Here is a 16,565-nt window from a genome sequence, read left to right as displayed (position 1 = left end):
GAAGAGATTATAATAATTTCTTTTTAATTTTTTTCCAACGAAGTTTTCTTATGAATTCCCCTTCTGACTTAGATACTAAAAAAGGTTGTTGTGCTCGTTTTGCTTTGAAAAAACCAATAAGATAGTCCTTAATTAATCTAGGTTGTTTTTTTAATAGGGCTAGTTTTAAGGCCGCAATTATTGTGATTGTTATGCCATAACGCATCTTATACATTGCCATTCCTTGTAGGTATTTTGTGCTGTTATGGTATGCTTTTCCTGTTGGTTTAAGATGCTTTACAATAAGATTGGTATCAGTTACAGTCTTCCAGTTATGGTATTGAGATAACAATACATCTGTTGTATCCCAGCCAATGGATTTTTTGAGCCCTCCAATTGCCTGAAAACATTCTTTACGATATGCTTTTATTGGACCACGGATATGGTCCTTATTCGCAATATTCTCATATACCCAGGAATTATTTTTTTGAATATGTAAAATCCCAGACGCCATGCCGATGTTAGAATCCGATTCAAAAATTTTAATAATCGTTTCTATATAGTTATTTGGGAAAATTAAATCTGCATCAAATTTGCAAATCACATCATAGTTATGATCTACAGTTTTATATCCTTGATAAAAAGCATTAATAACTTTACTACCTGGTATATGATCACTAGATGAGTTTATATTTACTAAAGAGATGTATGGGTGATTGGTTATGTAATCACGCACAGTTGCTTCAGTTTGATCTGTAGAGTTGTCATTAACCACTACTATTTTATTAGGGACCACGGTCTGAGTAACTAATGAAGCTAATGTCTTATGAACTAGATGTTCTTCATTATGGGCGGGTATGACAACGTAAATCTTCAAGATGATTAGAGTAAATATAAATTATTTTCTTTCTGCATAAACGATATAATATCTAGGAGTAAACGTACGTAACAATGGACGTAATCCTATTTTTTTAACTGGATGTGCCCATTTATTTCTTGCTTTAATTTCCCAACCTGCTTTTTCTAGTAACCAGTCGAACTGCCAATCTTCAAATTCATGGTAGTGTCGATCCCAAGGATCTGTTTTGCTTCGATAGGCAGGAGAAAACCATAGCCTTAATGGTATAGAAGCTACCAGTTTATCTGCCTTAATATCTTTAAGTACATTGAATGGAGCAATAAGATGTTCAAAGATTTCAAAAGCCGTAACAATTTCGGCATCACTTGTTTTGACTATATCTGTATGTAAGTCCAAGTCTTCACCAGATGTGTTTGTTACTTTGTATCCCTCTTTTTCCATAAATGGTACAAAAGGATTATGTACTCCAAGATCAAGAATATCTCCAGGAGCAGGGACATGTTTTCTGAGAAATTCTAAGGTTTTTTGGTATCGTTGGTGAGGAAACTTTCCTTCGTACATAATGTAATCTATATTTATTGGTTGTAAAAATAGACAATTACCTAGATTACTATTCGAAGATACTGGAGAATTTTATAAACTGATCTAGAATTGGTAGAGAAAAGCATTAATGTTCATACCTGCACCAACACTAGCAAACAATAGGATATCTCCTGATTGGATCGACTGATTTTTAATTTTCCCTTGCAAGATGAGATCATAAAGTGTGGGGATTGTGGCAACACTACTGTTTCCTAATTTTTGTATACTCATGGGCATGATACCAGTGGGTACTTCTTGATCATAAAGTTCATAGAATCTTTTTACGATCGCTTCATCCATTTTTTCGTTCGCTTGATGAATGAGAATTTTTTTTACTTCTGAAATGCTTATTTTGGCATCGTCAATACATTTTTTCATCGCCATTGGTACATTGTTCAAGGCAAATTCATATATCTTACGGCCATACATTTTAATATATTTATTGGTGTCTGGTGATTGGGTATTATAAGTGTTTCCGAAAAATAAGAAATTAGCTTCGTCATATGTGTAAGACGCAGTTACTGACGCTAAGATTCCGCCATTATTATTAGATATTTCTACAATAGAAGCTCCAGATCCATCAGAATATATCATAGAGTCTCGATCGTGTTTGTCGATAACCCGTGATAATGTTTCTGCGCCGATGACCAAACATTTTTTCGCCATTCCACTTTGAATAAAAGATTGAGCTTGCACAACTCCTTCAATCCAACCAGGACATCCAAATAAGACATCATAAGCAACACAATAGGGGTTCTTTATTTTTAGTTTATGTTTTACTCTTGCAGCTAGGCTAGGAACAGTATCTGCTTGAGCGGAGTCTTTAGATACATCTCCAAAGTTATGAGCAAGAATAATATAATCTAGTGTTTCTGGGTTAATTTTTGCGTCAGCGATTGCTTTTTCTGCAGCAAGAAATGCGATATCTGATGTGTTTAAATTACTTGATGCGTATCTACGCTCTTCAATACCTGTAATTTTTTTGAATTTATCTATGATAACTGTGGTAGGGTGATTGATTTCACTACCATTAGCATTTAAAAATTGATGCTGTTCGAAATCTTCATTTTTTTCGATTTCTGTAGGAATATAGCTTCCTGTGCCAGTTATCTTAATACTCATCTTTCTTTATTATTGTATGAAAACAGAAGATACGTATTATATACCATTTTATTATGCTTGCATAGTAAAATTTACGATGTTCAAACTTTCATTAAGAAAGGATTTGATGTAAAAAAAGTGCTTTTATCTTATTTTTAATTGAATTACTGTAGCAATTGACAGCGCTCTTGTCTTCATCAATTCAGCACGTGTTCCGATAAAATTATTATCTACTGTAGTGGTAAATAAATTGAGCCATGTGTCGAAATGAATTTTCTCCATAGCTTTTTTCAAATTTAGGTTTTGATGTATTTGTAGCACATTCTTTTTATAATTTCCAGTATAAAATAATTGTTGCTCCCAAAAGTCTGAAATGTGAGGAATATGGATTTCTAAATCGATTTGTGCAATTTCATTAAAAAATGTTCCAATGCTACTATCTTTTAAGGCTTTGTTGTAAAATGTCCTCATCAAAAATTCGATGTCTTCTCTTGTAGTAATATCTTTTAATGTTGTGTTATTCTTGTCCAAAAATACCTTGGTTTACGTTTGTATGTTATGCAAAATTACAAGGTATTTGGACAAGTGCTTTGGTTTTGGGCTATAATTTTTGTTTCGAGACAATTAGAGTACGCAATTCTTGTAGTTTTTCTTTTTCTATCATTTTTTGATGTGCATATGCAAAGATTGCATTTTCTATAATTTCATTTTCTCTTTCTCCAGAAAGAATATAGGATATGATCGTTTTAGAATATGGTTTGTCGTTAGGGCTAAGTATTTTGTTATCAATCAAGTAATCTTGTATTTTTTTTACATGCTTGCTCCCTAGAACTTTTAAGATTGCAGCGCGTTCTTCGGATGTGATCATAAATAAGTTGGCTAATGTGATAGGTATAATTATCTTTGTGAACGTAGTGTTATCGTTTTGTTATACAATATTATACAAAATATTAGATATACACAAATAATAGTCAATATTTTGGATAAAAAAGATAAAATTTTAGATAGAGTTATTGTTTTTGCAGCACACTTAGGGATAAGTCTTAGAAGTTTTAGTCTATCAATTGGTGCTAGTGCAGGGTATTTACACAGATTGCAGTCTGCAAATAGTAATATTGGTGGAGATTTTATAGAAAAAATTATACAATTGTATACAGAATTAAATCCAACCTGGTTAGTTACAGGAGAGGGAGATATGATTAAGGAAGGATATCGAGTAGAGGAAAATGGAATATATTATGGCGGTAAAGATTATTTTAAACAAGCTTTACTAAACTATCTAGATGATAAGGAAGTACAGGATAAACTTCTTCAAACTGTCAATAAAGATCAATCTGATTCTAATTAAAGTAAAGCCTGTATAGTACTATAGAATTTCCTTAGTTTCTAATGCAGGTGCTAATGCCACTTTCACAGAACGATGACTATTAAAAAATCGTTTTCCATCTTTTCTAGTAATAGTCAATTTTGCCTCTCCGTTTATAGATGTTTTCTTGGTAACAATTACTTGCATTCCTTTTAGTCGTTTAAAATTTGGAGTTCCACCTTTTTTAATTATAAAATTTACGGGAGGGAATGAGATATGCTCATAATCTTGTCCAGATGGATTACCAATGGTAAGTACATCCCCAACTTCTATTGTATCAGTTGTTGATACTTCAGATTGTTGAGCATTCATTGTTAAAAATGAGAAAAACGCAATAAATAGTAGATTTTTCATAATAATTTGTTTTATCAGTAATAATGTACCCTTCAGATTATAAAATTAGCATTATTTAATTAACTACAAAATATAAAGTTGGGTTAAATAATAGTTAAAGTATTATATTTTAATAGTAATACTATTAATTTTGAGATGAATATTTTTAATTATGAAATATATACTACAAGATTTAAAGGTTAATATTAATAATAATATATATCTCAAGGATCCAGAATCTTCTACTTTAGGAAAGAAAATTGTGGAATACAGTATTCTATTAATTGATGAAATAGGATTTGATTGTTTTACGTTCAAAAAGTTAGGAGAGAAAATAGGATCTAACGAAAGTTCGATTTATAGATATTTCGAAAATAAGCACAAATTGCTCTTATATCTAACCTCTTGGTATTGGGGTTGGTTAGAGTATCAATTAGTTTTTACTACCAATAGTATTTCTGATTCGAAAGAAAAACTTAAGAAATCTATTGAAATAATTACACGTACAACCAAAGAGGATTCTTCTTTCTCGCATATTAATGAAGTATTGTTAAATAAGATTGTTGTGAATGAATACTCTAAATCATATTTGACTAAAGAGGTTGATAAGGAAAACAAAGAAGGATACTTTTCTATATATAAAAGACTTGTAAACAGAATTAAGGATATGATTATTGAAGTGGATGCTGTCTATCCATATCCTTCGAGTTTGTCTAGTACTATTATAGAAGGAGCATTACACCAGCATTTCTTAAAAGATCACTTTTCTTCATTAACCGATTGTAATGAGAAGATTACACCTACCACTTATTTCATCGATTTAGTATTTAATTCTTTAAATAATACAAAGAATGACTAAAAACATACTGACTGCTTGGCAGCGTTTTATGGGACTCTTAAAACTTGATAAAAGAGATATCCTTCAAGTATTTTATTATGCAATTTTTGCTGGACTTGTAAGTCTATCGCTTCCTTTGGGAATACAGGCTATCATCAATTTACTTCAAGGTGCTCAAGTCAGTACTTCTTGGGTGATTTTGGTCATATTAGTTACAGCGGGAGTTTTGTTTGTAGGGATGCTTCAGTTTATGCAAATTAGAATTATCGAAAATGTGCAACAAAAGATTTTTACCAGAGCTTCTTTTGAATTTACCTACCGATTTCCGAAAATTAAGATGAGCGAATTACGGAATTACTATCCTCCAGAACTTGCAAACCGATTTTTTGATACATTGACTATTCAGAAGGGGTTATCAAAAATATTGGTAGATTTTCCTACAGCTTTGGTTCAAATTATTTTTGGACTCCTGTTATTATCTTTTTATCATCCATTTTTTATCATCTATGGGCTTTTGTTACTGGTACTAATTTATATCGTATTTAAATATACCGCGACAAAAGGATTGGAGACAAGTCTTAGTGAATCTAAAAGTAAATATAAGGTTGCTCATTGGATTCAGGAAGTTGCAAGATCTATCGTTAGTTTTAAATTATCGGGTAGAACAAGTTTATCTCTAAATAAGAACGATGCTTTAGTAGCAGATTATTTAGATTCCAGAGAAAGTCATTTTAGAATATTGGTGCTGCAATTTATCCAGATGATTGGTTTTAAGGTATTAGTAACAGCTGGGCTTTTACTAATAGGTGGAGTATTAGTCTTAAATCAGCAAATGAATATTGGTCAATTTGTAGCAGCAGAGATCATTATTTTATTGGTAATTACTTCTGTAGAAAAACTTATTGTAGGGCTAGAATCTTTTTATGATGTGCTTACCTCTTTAGAGAAAATAGGGCAGATCGTAGATAAAGAACTGGAACCTCAAGAAGGAGAAAAACCCTTTAAAGAAGACGAAGGTTTTGTAATAGAATTGGATCAGGTTTCTTATGTAGTGCCAGATAGAGACAAAAATATTATTGACAATATTTCACTTAACATCTCAGAGAGCTGTACCATATTAATTCAAGGCCCTAACGGCTCAGGAAAGTCAACTCTTTTACGTTTGATTGCTGGTTTAATTGAACCAGATTCTGGAAGTATTTATATTAATAATGTTTCACTAAAAGGGGTAAACCTTAATTATTATAGAGGTTATTTAGGACAATCATTAACAGAAGAATCTCCGTTTGAAGGAACTATTTTGGAAAATATCACTTTTGGAGACGAGAGTATTACTAGTGAACAGGTGTACTGGGCTTTAGAAAAGGTAGGATTGTTGCAATTCGTAAAAGAACAACCAAAAGGATTACAAACAATATTGTATCCAGAAGGGAAACAGATTCCGTATACAATTTCTAAAAAGATTGTACTAGCTAGAGGAATTGTTACAAAACCAAAACTATTGATTTTAAAAGATCCTCTAGATCAGTTTAATGAAGCAGAAGCATTGAGGATTATGGATTTTCTCGTAGATCCTGTAAATCCTTGGGCACTTGTCGTGGTTAGTGAAAATAATAAATGGATATCTCGTTGTGGTAGGATTATTACCGTGGATAAGGGCAAAATAGTAAATGAAAAATAAAAAAATATATGCTGAATATTTCAAATAATAAGCTCAACAAAACTGTGGATCTTTTAGGGTATAAAGCATCACAGAAAGTGTTTGGGAAAGATCATTATAAGTACTTCAATCGGTTTTTATTAGCGTTTACAATTATTGTCTTTATCATTCTGTTTTTTCCTTGGACTCAGAATATTTCGGGTAATGGCTTTGTAACTACATTAACACCTGATCAGAGACCTCAAACTATACAATCACCAATACCTGGTAGAATTGAAGAATGGTACGTGAGCGAGGGAAATTTTGTTAAAAAAGGAGATACTATTTTAAGAATTTCTGAGATTAAGAATGAATATTTTGATCCTAATTTAGTAGAAAGAACAGGACAACAAATTAAAGCAAAATCTATGGCTGTTACTTCTTACGAAGAGAAAGTAAAAGCACTGGCAAATCAGGCAAATGCACTATTGCAGGAAAGAGGACTAAAACTGAAACAGGCAAATAATAAGTTATTACAATCCCAATTAAAAGTAAAAAGTGATAGTATTGATCTATTGGCCGCAAATACTAATATTGGGATTGCGCAACGACAGTACAATCGAATTGTTCAATTGGAAAGTGAAGGCCTGAAATCTCTAACCGATGTGGAAGAGAAAAGATTAAAATTGCAGGAAACACAAGCTAAACTGGTCTCGCAAGAAAATAAATTGCTGGCAAGTAAGAATAATGTAATCAATGCGCAGATCGAAATGAGTAGGATTCGTGCAGCGTACGCAGAGAAAATATCTAAGTCTCAGAGTGATCGGTTTACTGCGCAATCTAGTCAGTTTGATGCAGAAGCACAAGTAACCAAACTAGAGAATCAATATACCAACTATGAGATACGAAATGCTTTGTATTATATCACTGCGCCACAAAATGGATATATCAATAAGGCTATACAATCGGGAATTGGTGAAACTTTTAAAGAAGGAGATCAGTTAGTAGGAATCATGCCTTCAGAATATGATCTCGCAGTAGAAACCTTTGTGAAACCAATAGATTTACCACTAGTGCATATAGGAGAAGAAGTTCGAGTACAATTTGATGGGTGGCCAGCAATCATATTCAGTGGTTGGCCAAATGCATCCTATGGAACATATGGCGGAAAAATAGTTGCTGTGGAAACATTTATCAGTACTAATGGAAAATATAGAGTATTGATATCACCAGACCCAAAAGATCACGCTTGGCCTGATGGAGTTCGTGTAGGATCTGGAGCCAATACTATTGCGCTTTTGGAGGATGTTCCGATTTGGTTCGAATTATGGAGGCAGTTAAATGGTTTTCCGCCTAATTATTATCAGCCAGAAGATAAAATGGCAACTATCAAAAAGAAATGATCTATGAGGAAATTATTGTGGTATAGTTTTCTTTTTTTGACAACTACCTTGTGTGCGCAGAAACAGGATGTAACTATTCTTAATTTTAAAGAGTATTTAGATTTTGTAAAAAAACATCATCCAGTTGCTAAGCAAGCCGATTTAACTATAAGTATAGGAGAAGCAAATCTATTGAAGTCTAGAGGTGGTTTTGATCCTAAAATCGAGGTTGATTTTGACCGAAAAAAGTTTAAAGGTTCAGAATACTATGATTTATTGAATGCTACTTTTAAAGTGCCAACTTGGTATGGTATAGAACTGAAAGCTAATTTCGAACAAAATGAAGGGATCTTTCTAAACCCAGAAAGAACAGTTCCAGATGAAGGGCTGTATAGTGCTGGAGTATCTATACCTATTGCGCAAGGATTATTGATAAATGATCGTATGGCAGCTTTGAAAAAAGCGAAACTGTATAGAAAACAAACCAAAGTGGATCGTGATATTTTGGTAAATGAGGTTTTGTATAATGCATCCTTAGCATATTTTAATTGGCTTGAAGCATTTAATGAGAAAGAAATTTATGAGAATTTTTTAGTCAACGCAAGAACTCGTTTTGAAGGTGTGAAGAAAAGCGCATTGGCAGGAGATAAAGCAATAATAGATACTGTAGAAGCTCAAATTATTGTTCAAAATCGTAGGTTGAGTTTGGAGCAATCTAAAGTAAAATTGATGAAATTCAGATTAATACTTTCTAATTATTTATGGATTGGAAATAACATACCAATAGAACTACAACCTAATGTGATTCCCGATAAAGATGTAGGTGCTATAATAGATCAGACTTTAGAAATACAACAAATATTATTAACAGAAGTGGATGTGATAAATCATCCTAAACTGAGATCTCTGAATTATAAAATTGAAGGACTAGAGGTAGATCGTAAACTAAAAGCAAATAAATTATTACCAAAAATTAATTTAGAGTATAATTTTTTGACAGCTTCACCCGAAGTAGCTAATTCATTTAATACCGCAGATTATAAAGGAGGAGTAACATTTCAGTTTCCTTTGTTCTTACGAAAAGAACGTGGTGCTGTAAAACTTGCAGCATATAAAATACAGGATAGCAAATATGAACTGGCAAGTGCACAATTACAAATAGAAAATAAAGTAAATGCAATCTATAATGAGATAGATTCTTTTAAAACTCAAAATAGGTTGATAGCCGATATGGTAACTAATTATACTAGTTTACTGAAAGCAGAAGAACGTAAGTTTAGTTTTGGAGAGAGTTCGTTGTTTTTAATCAATTCCAGAGAAAGTAAATTAATTGATGCAACCTTAAAACGAAACAAGTTACAGAATAAGTACTTCAGCATCAAAGCAAACTTATTTAAGAGTCTGGCAGTAAATCCAGAGAATCTTTAATGTAATTTTTACTATTCTTTATCGAAACTGTTGTGCGCTAATCAACAACAGAATGTTTTAAAATATAGACACAAATCGCTTTTTAAAAACACAATTGGACTTAGAGAAAATGTATATTCCTAACGTTCTGACCTAAACAGAACTTATACTACGCATGGGATAAAATACGTAAAAAACTTAATTACAATAGCTTAGAGATCTGTAATGGATAGGATGATTGCAGTAATTCTTAAGGGTATTACATAAAGGGAAATTTCCCTAGCTTTTAATATAAAAAACACGTATAATTGCGTGTTTTTTATACTTACGTATACCTATAATTTTAGCGCAATAAGTTAACGTAATACATTGATCCCTATATGTCAACCGAATTTTCTATGATGGTAAAACAATTCGTTGCTGATGGAAGTATAGATGCTATACCTAATCCTTCTCGATCGGGTTATTTATGTAGGCCACAAGAATTTTTATCAGAATTAATCAGATTCGTATCGATGATGCAGGTAATGAAGGTAGGAATTGGAAGTGAAATTGCAACAATAAAAAATGATTTAGAAGTTGCTAATCAATCGCCGATTATCAAAAAATCCGATGATAGACTATATAATATTATGATACGAGCGATACGACGTATTGAGAATATTTGTACCGCTGAAGGAGAACGTGCGCAAATAGCTGAAGAGATTGAATTGGCAGAAACTTATGCGTGGTCTATCGTGGGATGTCAATTATTTCTAAAATATACAGAATCTATAGAGCGTTAATATATGCAGTCCCAGTACAAATAGAAAAACTTCTTCACATCCGATCATAATTATAGATCTATTAGTATACATTTTTAATTCATGGTTGACCTGAACACCTTGCTTTAGTAATTGTTGTGCTAACATATTTTAGTCAGATTATAGTATACTTGATAAATCGTAGATATAGAAAAAAAGATACTCTAATACTTAATGATCACTGAAATTCTCCTCAAGGATTGTATTCCCTTCAAGCTCCTCTGTAATATGTAGATATTTAACTGCTCCTGCTCCCAGAAATCGATAGCGGATACCTACTAAATTCCCAATAGAATTATTATAATTGCCAGAGTATATTTCCTGATTGTCAATAAATACACTTACTTTTTTTTCTCGAATACGGATGTTAATATTTCTAAACTCAGAAAGATTAACTCCGAAAGCAGAGAGATCATGTTCTTTGCCACTATAGTAAACATCGTTTAACATCAGATTGATGTCAGAAACACATCCAGGTATAGAAAAAGGTATAATCAAAGCACCTTCTGTACCTAAGATAACGATCCTGAGTTTTTGGCAAACGGCCCATTTTTCTTTATAAATATTTCGAACTGCTGTTTTAACAGAGATATAATCTCCTGATATGTTCTTAAAGTCTTTTACCAAATGAAATGAAGAAACAACAGGATCGGTTTGTGAAGTAATTTCCTCCAGAATGGATTTAGGCGTTGATAAATAAGTTTCCTTAAGTGATTCGCTTTGGATATATTTTGGGATAGGCTGATAATCCAGTGTGCCAACCCAGTTATTTGAAGCAATAAATAAGTCGTGTTCTTTTATAATCTTTCCGTCAACTAATAATTTAGCTTTAAAATAACCAGGAAAGTAATAGATGCCTGTAGCTTGTTTTTGTTTAGGTTTTAAACTGATTGTTTTGGTTACATCCCAATACTGTTGAATATGTATGCTATCTGATTGTATTTTTTGGAGGTCAAAATCAAAAACAACAGAATTAGGTAAGCCATTAGTAATTGGCCTACTGCTAAAAGTTATTTTAGATAGATCTACGTCTTTAGTCTGCGCTTGCTTGGATCCAATCATAGAGTAAAAGGAAATAAATACAATAGTCATAATAGCGGCGGCAGTAACAATGATTCCAATATGTTGTAATACATTCTTTTCTATCCAGGTAGGTTTTTTTACATCATTTTTATTCTTGAAATTTCTCCAGTTCTCATATCCCGCAAACTGCGATAATGTATTTAATGTGCTAATACTAGGAGCGCTATTGTACGTAATTTTGCCCCAAACACGTTTTAATGTAGTAGGACTTAGTAGCACATTAGTCTTTAGCTGTATAGCTTCACTTAATTCTATAAACACATCATTGTGCCATACGTTTGAGTCTCCCCAACCTAATTGCTCTTCAATTTCAAGTAAACATTTCTTTACTAATCTATGTTCCGGATAGTTGCTCATATCGATTGACAAAATTCCAGAAAAATTATGACTTGAACAACATTGAATCGACTTGAACGAACTTGTTTCTGAATTTAAAAACATACAGAAGATCTTTGAATTACATCAAAAAATAAAACTTATGGTCAAGTTCATCGTATACATACTATTAGGTATGTTTTTTATTCAAGAAACGAATGCTCAAAATATAATCCCTCTAGATACATTACATTGGGAAATAAATGCAACTTCTTATACATTAGAAAATTATGAGGGTAAAGATGCAATCTATATTCAACGAGGATTGGCATTTCTAAAAGACACTAAATTTTTAAATGGGACAATAGAATTTGACGTATATCTTACCAAGCGGCAAGGATTTCCTGGAGTTAGATTTAGAGCTGTGGATCGTAACAATATGGAGTCGTTTTACATTAGACCACATCTGCCAGGCAAGCCAGATGCTAATCAGGTTGCTCCAGTAATTAATGGGATTACGCCATGGCAATTGTATTTTGGACCCAAATACTCTTTTCTGTATGAGTATAATTATGATGATTGGACCCACGTGAAACTGGTTGTGAATGGAAATAGGGCTCAGATATACTTAGATCACGCAAAGAAGCCTAATTTATCCTGGTTTTTGGTTCATGAGCCACAAGAAGGAGGCATTGCGATTGGAGGAGGAGGCGCATCGCCAATGCATTATGCAAATTTCAAAATTGATAAGAATGCTTATGAAATTAAAGATTTCAAACCTATAGAAAGAAAACCAATAGAAGGGTTGATTTCTACATGGGAAATCTCTAATAAGTTTGAAGAAAAAGAATTAAAAGATGTATCAAAACTAAAATCCCTGATAACATCTAGAACCTGGGACAAGAAAATTCAAGTAGAAGAAGGAACTGCAGCTAATATTGCAAGACAAGTGGTTCTAAGAGATAAAATTCCAGGTAATACGGTTTTTGCAAAAATTAGTATCAATTCTGATAAAGATCAAACTAAACTTTTTGAGTTTGGATATAGCGATCGTGTCGTAGCAATTTTAAATGGTCGAGCAATTTATAAAGGAAACAATAGATGGCGTTCTAGAGATTATCGTTATTTGGGCACAGTTGGATTGTTTGATGCAATTTATCTGGATTTAAAGAAAGGAAAAAACACCTTGTTATTAGGGGTTTCTGAGGATTTTGGAGGTTGGTTGGTTACAGGAAGATTTGTGGATGCAACAGGAATTAAAGTGGAATAATTCTGATTTAAAAGAAAAACCAACTGCTATATTATACAATTAGTAAAGGTAAGATTGGAGATTGATAACGTTTCTGATATTTCCGAAAAAGTCATATATGTTACCGATTATTACGTGGTAACTTACAGTTATTGAATACTACACATTATTGTAATATGTGGTTGTTATTTTTAGGGTGTTAATTGTAGTCAACGCTTATTAAAAAGTGTATTGACTCTTAAAACCTAAAAATTATGAAGACAAAATTAAACTCTTATGGAATGGCCATAGTTCTTGCGCTATGTTGTTCCTTACCTGTAAAATCGCAAGGATATACAGATGCAGATATACAAAAAATCGGTAGTGACAGAGATAGCTCCAAAGACAGAGAAAATCTAACTATTGAATCCAGTAGCAATACACGTACGGATGATGTTTCGTTGATATTTGTAGGCCAGAGTGATTCTAATTCTTTAGATGGTGTACGTCCATCAGGTATCCATAGAATAACAAGAGATGGCCATGAAAGCAGCTTTAGTGATGTAAATCTGCAAACATACTACTACGTTCATGATCGCAATGGTAGCAAGCGTTTTAATTTTGGAGATCACAAAAGAGGATTCGTGTATTTGGTTACGTTGCGTAATGTTGATTTAAACGCTTTAAGAGGTATTCGATCAGATAGAAGCTCTGATTACAGATGGACAAATGCCAATACAAATAGAAAATATGGTAGAAATGATGAGTGGCGAAGCGGATGCGGTTCAGGAAAATATAGAGGACTAGCTTATGTAAATAAAGAAATTAAATCATACGACAAAGGCGTGCAAATAGCTGCTGTAATGTATGATGATAATCCCGTAAACATTGGAATATATAGAAGCCGTACTTCTAATACTAAAATCATGAATGTTTTAGAATCCTGGAGACAAGGAGACGATGCTATGGCAATTGGTATGAAAACTACTGATGGGAGTAGAACCGATGAACTACATTTTAGAGGGACAGATTGTGTGAGAGGTAATGGAGAAAATGTCTTGGCTAGTTTTACACTAAAACCTGGTTCTGGATCTAATCCCAATCCTGATAATGATTGGTTAATAGATAATTGTGATAGAGAATCAGGTTGGTCTTCGGCCAATACTAAATCTATTTCTAGTAATTTTAAAGAAGGTAGTGGCTCTTTAAAATCCAGAGGGTCTCGAACAGATGATTTTAAAAGAATATTTGAGACTACTAATGGTCAAGGTGCAACAGCATTAGAGTTTTGGTATTATGTGGATAACCCAAGTAGGTTTGATAGTAGTAATCAGGTAGAATTGGGTTCTGATGGTAGACCCGATAGCAGAGAATATAATTGGAATATAGATAAATCTACACTCAATAATGGTTGGAATTTAATTAGACTTCCGTTTGCAGATGCTAGAATCACTGGAGGAACTCCTGATATTACAAGATTAAATTGGTTTAGATTGTATAGAAGAAAAAACGCTACGACTACATCCAGAATTGATTTTATAAGATTAACAAGTAATAGCTCCAGATTAAAAACTGAAAATCATGTGGGTTTAGGTGCTGACTTGAAACAAAACTATAAATTATATCCAAACCCTTCTAAGGGAGCAATAAATATTCATTTACCTATGAATGATAGTAATGGTAATGCTACCATATCTATAACAAATATTATGGGGCAAATTGTTTATTCTAAAGAATATAACGGGCTATTAAAAGGAAATAATCAGATTGCTATAGATACACAATTGAGTGCTGCGTTATATTTAGTAGAAATTGACACAAAAGAATCTAGAAGAGTTCTAAGACTTGTGATTAAAGAATAAAAGCTTAGGTCTTATTTTTGTCTACAAAAGACCTTTTTTTGGGGAAAAGGGGAGTTGTCTGAAAAGGTAACTTCCCTTTTTATATTACAACCTAAACAATTGTACACGATAAAACTTTCAGAAATAGATATAAGTGTTACTAGATTAATAGCATGTGTTCATTACAAGAATCGTTTGTTTTAAAACTATTCTCGATACGATTTTATGTCGGAGGTTATTAGAATTAGCACTTCTTTTATAATCTAAAGAGCTTTTTAATAGGAAAATTTCCATTATAAAAGGAAAAATTCCAAATTTCGATTATTTCTTTTAGATTTGTATTCCAAAAGAAATGTAATGTCAGAAAAATTATATGCTGTTATTGATGTAGAAACCACTGGTAAAGGCATCAATGGTAATCGCATTACAGAAATCTGTATTGTATTACTACAAGGTAATATAATTGTAGATAAATTCACATCCTTAGTCAATCCAGAATGTAATATTCCCCCTTTTATAACGGGACTTACAGGTATTGATAATGATATGGTGCGCAATGCACCCAGATTTCATGAGATTGCAGAGAGAATTGTACAGATGACTACTGGAGCAATCTTTGTAGCACATAATGTAAACTTTGATTATAATGTGATTAAAGGCGAATTTAAGAATCTTGGATACTCTTTTGTTCGTAAAAAATTGTGTACCGTTCGTCTATCTAGAAAATTGATCCCAGGAATGTTTTCTTATAGTTTAGGAAAATTGTGTTCCTCTCTTAATATTCCTTTAGAACATCGTCATAGAGCAGAAGGAGATACAGATGCTACTGTGATACTTTTTCAACGAATTTTGAGCCTTGATCCAGAGTTTACAGTGATCAATAAATTTCTAAATGTTCGCTCTAAAGAAGCTACTTTACCACCGCATTTACAAGTAGAAAGTATAGATGCATTGCCAGAAGAAACAGGGATTTATTTGTTTAAAGATCAAAAAGGGAAAGTAATTTATGCTGGTAAAGCTAAGAATATCAAGCAACGAGTGGTGAGTCATTTTTATGATAAAAAAAATAAAGAATATGCACTTTGTCAAGCTACATACAATATAGATTATGAGGTAACTGGTAATGAGTTAGTAGCCTTATTATTAGAATCAGAAAAAATACAAAAACACTTTCCTAAGTTTAATAGAGCACAAAAAAGGCCTGTAGCTCCTTATGGTATTATTTATTATACGAATAGGAAAGGAGTAATTCAATTGGCAATAGACAGATCACATACTATTGATCATTCTGTCGAGATATTCTATAGTAGAGCAGAAGCTGTTGAAAAGTTAGAACAACTATGTACGGATTATGAATTGTGCCCAAGATATTGTAGTCTTCAAAGTACAACAGAACGTTGTTCTCATTATAAAATTAAGAATTGTAAAGGAATCTGTGAAAGTAATGAGTCAGTTGCATTATACAATATGAGAGTGCAAAAAGCACTAGCATCTTTACGAAGAAACCAAAAAAGTTACCTGATTAAAGAAAGAGGTAGAACCTTTGAAGAACAAAGTTTTGTGATGATTCAGGATGGTGTATATAAAGGTTTTGGGTTTGTAAATGAAAATGAACAGATTACAAGCATTGAAGACTGCGAAAATTTCTTACAACTACAAAAACATACTTATCATACGACCAAAATTATTAAAAGTTACTTACGCAAAAACGGAGAAAGAAATATAATAAATATTGGTATTTCATAAACTAATATCGAACTGTATTCTTAGTATACAGCTCTAAATTATAACAAAACAATAGCATTTACC

The 16,565-nt window shown here is 32.4% G+C and carries 16 protein-coding genes; 9 read left to right on the top strand and 7 right to left on the bottom strand.

The genetic code is table 11. The features are described from left to right. Positions 1–7: 7 nt before the first annotated feature. From QBK95_RS04405 to QBK95_RS04385, 5 genes are all read right to left on the bottom strand, one after another. Positions 8–856, bottom strand: a complete 849-nt coding sequence (locus QBK95_RS04405; RefSeq protein WP_280930976.1) for a glycosyltransferase family 2 protein — start codon at positions 854–856, stop codon at positions 8–10. A gap of 21 nt (positions 857–877) precedes the next feature. Continuing rightward, on the bottom strand, positions 878–1,399 hold the full coding sequence (locus tag QBK95_RS04400; protein WP_280930974.1) for a methyltransferase: 522 nt from the start codon (positions 1,397–1,399) through the stop codon (positions 878–880). An 84-nt stretch (positions 1,400–1,483) separates the two neighbouring features. Beyond that, positions 1,484–2,542: a 3-oxoacyl-ACP synthase III family protein gene (locus QBK95_RS04395; RefSeq protein ID WP_280930973.1), complete on the bottom strand. Its 1,059-nt coding sequence runs from the start codon at positions 2,540–2,542 to the stop codon at positions 1,484–1,486. 123 nt (positions 2,543–2,665) lie between these two features. After that, positions 2,666–3,052, bottom strand: coding sequence for a group III truncated hemoglobin (locus QBK95_RS04390; RefSeq protein ID WP_280930971.1), 387 nt, complete (start codon positions 3,050–3,052; stop codon positions 2,666–2,668). A gap of 70 nt (positions 3,053–3,122) precedes the next feature. After that, complete coding sequence (locus tag QBK95_RS04385) at positions 3,123–3,389, bottom strand: hypothetical protein (RefSeq protein ID WP_280930969.1); 267 nt, start codon at positions 3,387–3,389, stop codon at positions 3,123–3,125. A gap of 111 nt (positions 3,390–3,500) precedes the next feature. On the opposite strand from QBK95_RS04385, the gene QBK95_RS04380 reads away from it, so the two are divergent. After that, positions 3,501–3,869, top strand: a complete 369-nt coding sequence (locus QBK95_RS04380; protein ID WP_280930966.1) for a hypothetical protein — start codon at positions 3,501–3,503, stop codon at positions 3,867–3,869. A gap of 18 nt (positions 3,870–3,887) precedes the next feature. Here the strand turns inward: QBK95_RS04380 and QBK95_RS04375 are convergent, their stop codons facing one another. Then, positions 3,888–4,241 carry a hypothetical protein gene (locus QBK95_RS04375; protein ID WP_280930964.1) on the bottom strand — a complete coding sequence of 118 codons (354 nt, stop codon included), beginning with the start codon at positions 4,239–4,241 and terminating at the stop codon, positions 3,888–3,890. Positions 4,242–4,392: 151 nt separating this feature from the next. On the opposite strand from QBK95_RS04375, the gene QBK95_RS04370 reads away from it, so the two are divergent. The 5 genes from QBK95_RS04370 to QBK95_RS04350 all read left to right on the top strand — a co-directional run bounded on the left by QBK95_RS04370 (position 4,393) and on the right by QBK95_RS04350 (position 10,271). Then, complete coding sequence (locus tag QBK95_RS04370) at positions 4,393–5,079, top strand: TetR/AcrR family transcriptional regulator (protein WP_280930962.1); 687 nt, start codon at positions 4,393–4,395, stop codon at positions 5,077–5,079. After that, entirely contained in the window at positions 5,072–6,739 is a 1,668-nt protein-coding gene (locus QBK95_RS04365; RefSeq protein ID WP_280930960.1) for a peptidase domain-containing ABC transporter, read from the top strand. The genes QBK95_RS04370 and QBK95_RS04365 overlap by 8 nt, the downstream gene beginning before the upstream one ends. Positions 6,740–6,747: 8 nt before the next feature. Continuing rightward, complete coding sequence (locus tag QBK95_RS04360) at positions 6,748–8,100, top strand: HlyD family secretion protein (RefSeq protein WP_280930958.1); 1,353 nt, start codon at positions 6,748–6,750, stop codon at positions 8,098–8,100. Positions 8,101–8,103: 3 nt separating this feature from the next. Next, the gene (locus QBK95_RS04355; RefSeq protein WP_280930957.1) at positions 8,104–9,507 is read left to right on the top strand and encodes a TolC family protein; all 1,404 of its coding nucleotides are present in this window, start codon (positions 8,104–8,106) and stop codon (positions 9,505–9,507) included. A gap of 359 nt (positions 9,508–9,866) precedes the next feature. After that, complete coding sequence (locus QBK95_RS04350; protein ID WP_280930955.1) at positions 9,867–10,271, top strand: hypothetical protein; 405 nt, start codon at positions 9,867–9,869, stop codon at positions 10,269–10,271. A gap of 189 nt (positions 10,272–10,460) precedes the next feature. Here QBK95_RS04350 and QBK95_RS04345 read toward each other — a convergent pair whose 3' ends face one another. After that, positions 10,461–11,729 carry a hypothetical protein gene (locus tag QBK95_RS04345; RefSeq protein ID WP_280930953.1) on the bottom strand — a complete coding sequence of 423 codons (1,269 nt, stop codon included), beginning with the start codon at positions 11,727–11,729 and terminating at the stop codon, positions 10,461–10,463. Between the two features lie 121 nt (positions 11,730–11,850). On the opposite strand from QBK95_RS04345, the gene QBK95_RS04340 reads away from it, so the two are divergent. The 3 genes from QBK95_RS04340 to QBK95_RS04330 all read left to right on the top strand — a co-directional run bounded on the left by QBK95_RS04340 (position 11,851) and on the right by QBK95_RS04330 (position 16,502). Then, positions 11,851–12,957, top strand: coding sequence for a hypothetical protein (locus QBK95_RS04340; protein ID WP_280930951.1), 1,107 nt, complete (start codon positions 11,851–11,853; stop codon positions 12,955–12,957). Positions 12,958–13,190: 233 nt separating this feature from the next. Further along, the gene (locus QBK95_RS04335; protein ID WP_280930949.1) at positions 13,191–14,777 is read left to right on the top strand and encodes a T9SS type A sorting domain-containing protein; all 1,587 of its coding nucleotides are present in this window, start codon (positions 13,191–13,193) and stop codon (positions 14,775–14,777) included. A gap of 336 nt (positions 14,778–15,113) precedes the next feature. Then, complete coding sequence (locus QBK95_RS04330; protein ID WP_280930947.1) at positions 15,114–16,502, top strand: exonuclease domain-containing protein; 1,389 nt, start codon at positions 15,114–15,116, stop codon at positions 16,500–16,502. Positions 16,503–16,565: the final 63 nt, after the last annotated feature.

The organism is Aquimarina mycalae (assembly GCF_029906345.1).
GTDB lineage: Bacteria > Bacteroidota > Bacteroidia > Flavobacteriales > Flavobacteriaceae > Aquimarina.
The sequence above is the reverse complement of the archived record's forward strand: the minus strand, read 5'-3'. Positions and strand labels throughout refer to the sequence as shown.

Coding starts and splice junctions, on each gene's coding strand:
- QBK95_RS04375 (WP_280930964.1), bottom strand. CDS start 4,241: ATGAAAAATCTACTATTTATTGCGTTTTTCTCATTTTTAACAATGAAT.
- QBK95_RS04350 (WP_280930955.1), top strand. CDS start 9,867: ATGTCAACCGAATTTTCTATGATGGTAAAACAATTCGTTGCTGATGGA.
- QBK95_RS04365 (WP_280930960.1), top strand. CDS start 5,072: ATGACTAAAAACATACTGACTGCTTGGCAGCGTTTTATGGGACTCTTA.
- QBK95_RS04385 (WP_280930969.1), bottom strand. CDS start 3,389: ATGATCACATCCGAAGAACGCGCTGCAATCTTAAAAGTTCTAGGGAGC.
- QBK95_RS04355 (WP_280930957.1), top strand. CDS start 8,104: ATGAGGAAATTATTGTGGTATAGTTTTCTTTTTTTGACAACTACCTTG.
- QBK95_RS04340 (WP_280930951.1), top strand. CDS start 11,851: ATGGTCAAGTTCATCGTATACATACTATTAGGTATGTTTTTTATTCAA.
- QBK95_RS04345 (WP_280930953.1), bottom strand. CDS start 11,729: ATGAGCAACTATCCGGAACATAGATTAGTAAAGAAATGTTTACTTGAA.
- QBK95_RS04395 (WP_280930973.1), bottom strand. CDS start 2,542: ATGAGTATTAAGATAACTGGCACAGGAAGCTATATTCCTACAGAAATC.
- QBK95_RS04360 (WP_280930958.1), top strand. CDS start 6,748: ATGCTGAATATTTCAAATAATAAGCTCAACAAAACTGTGGATCTTTTA.
- QBK95_RS04370 (WP_280930962.1), top strand. CDS start 4,393: ATGAAATATATACTACAAGATTTAAAGGTTAATATTAATAATAATATA.
- QBK95_RS04335 (WP_280930949.1), top strand. CDS start 13,191: ATGAAGACAAAATTAAACTCTTATGGAATGGCCATAGTTCTTGCGCTA.
- QBK95_RS04400 (WP_280930974.1), bottom strand. CDS start 1,399: ATGTACGAAGGAAAGTTTCCTCACCAACGATACCAAAAAACCTTAGAA.
- QBK95_RS04330 (WP_280930947.1), top strand. CDS start 15,114: ATGTCAGAAAAATTATATGCTGTTATTGATGTAGAAACCACTGGTAAA.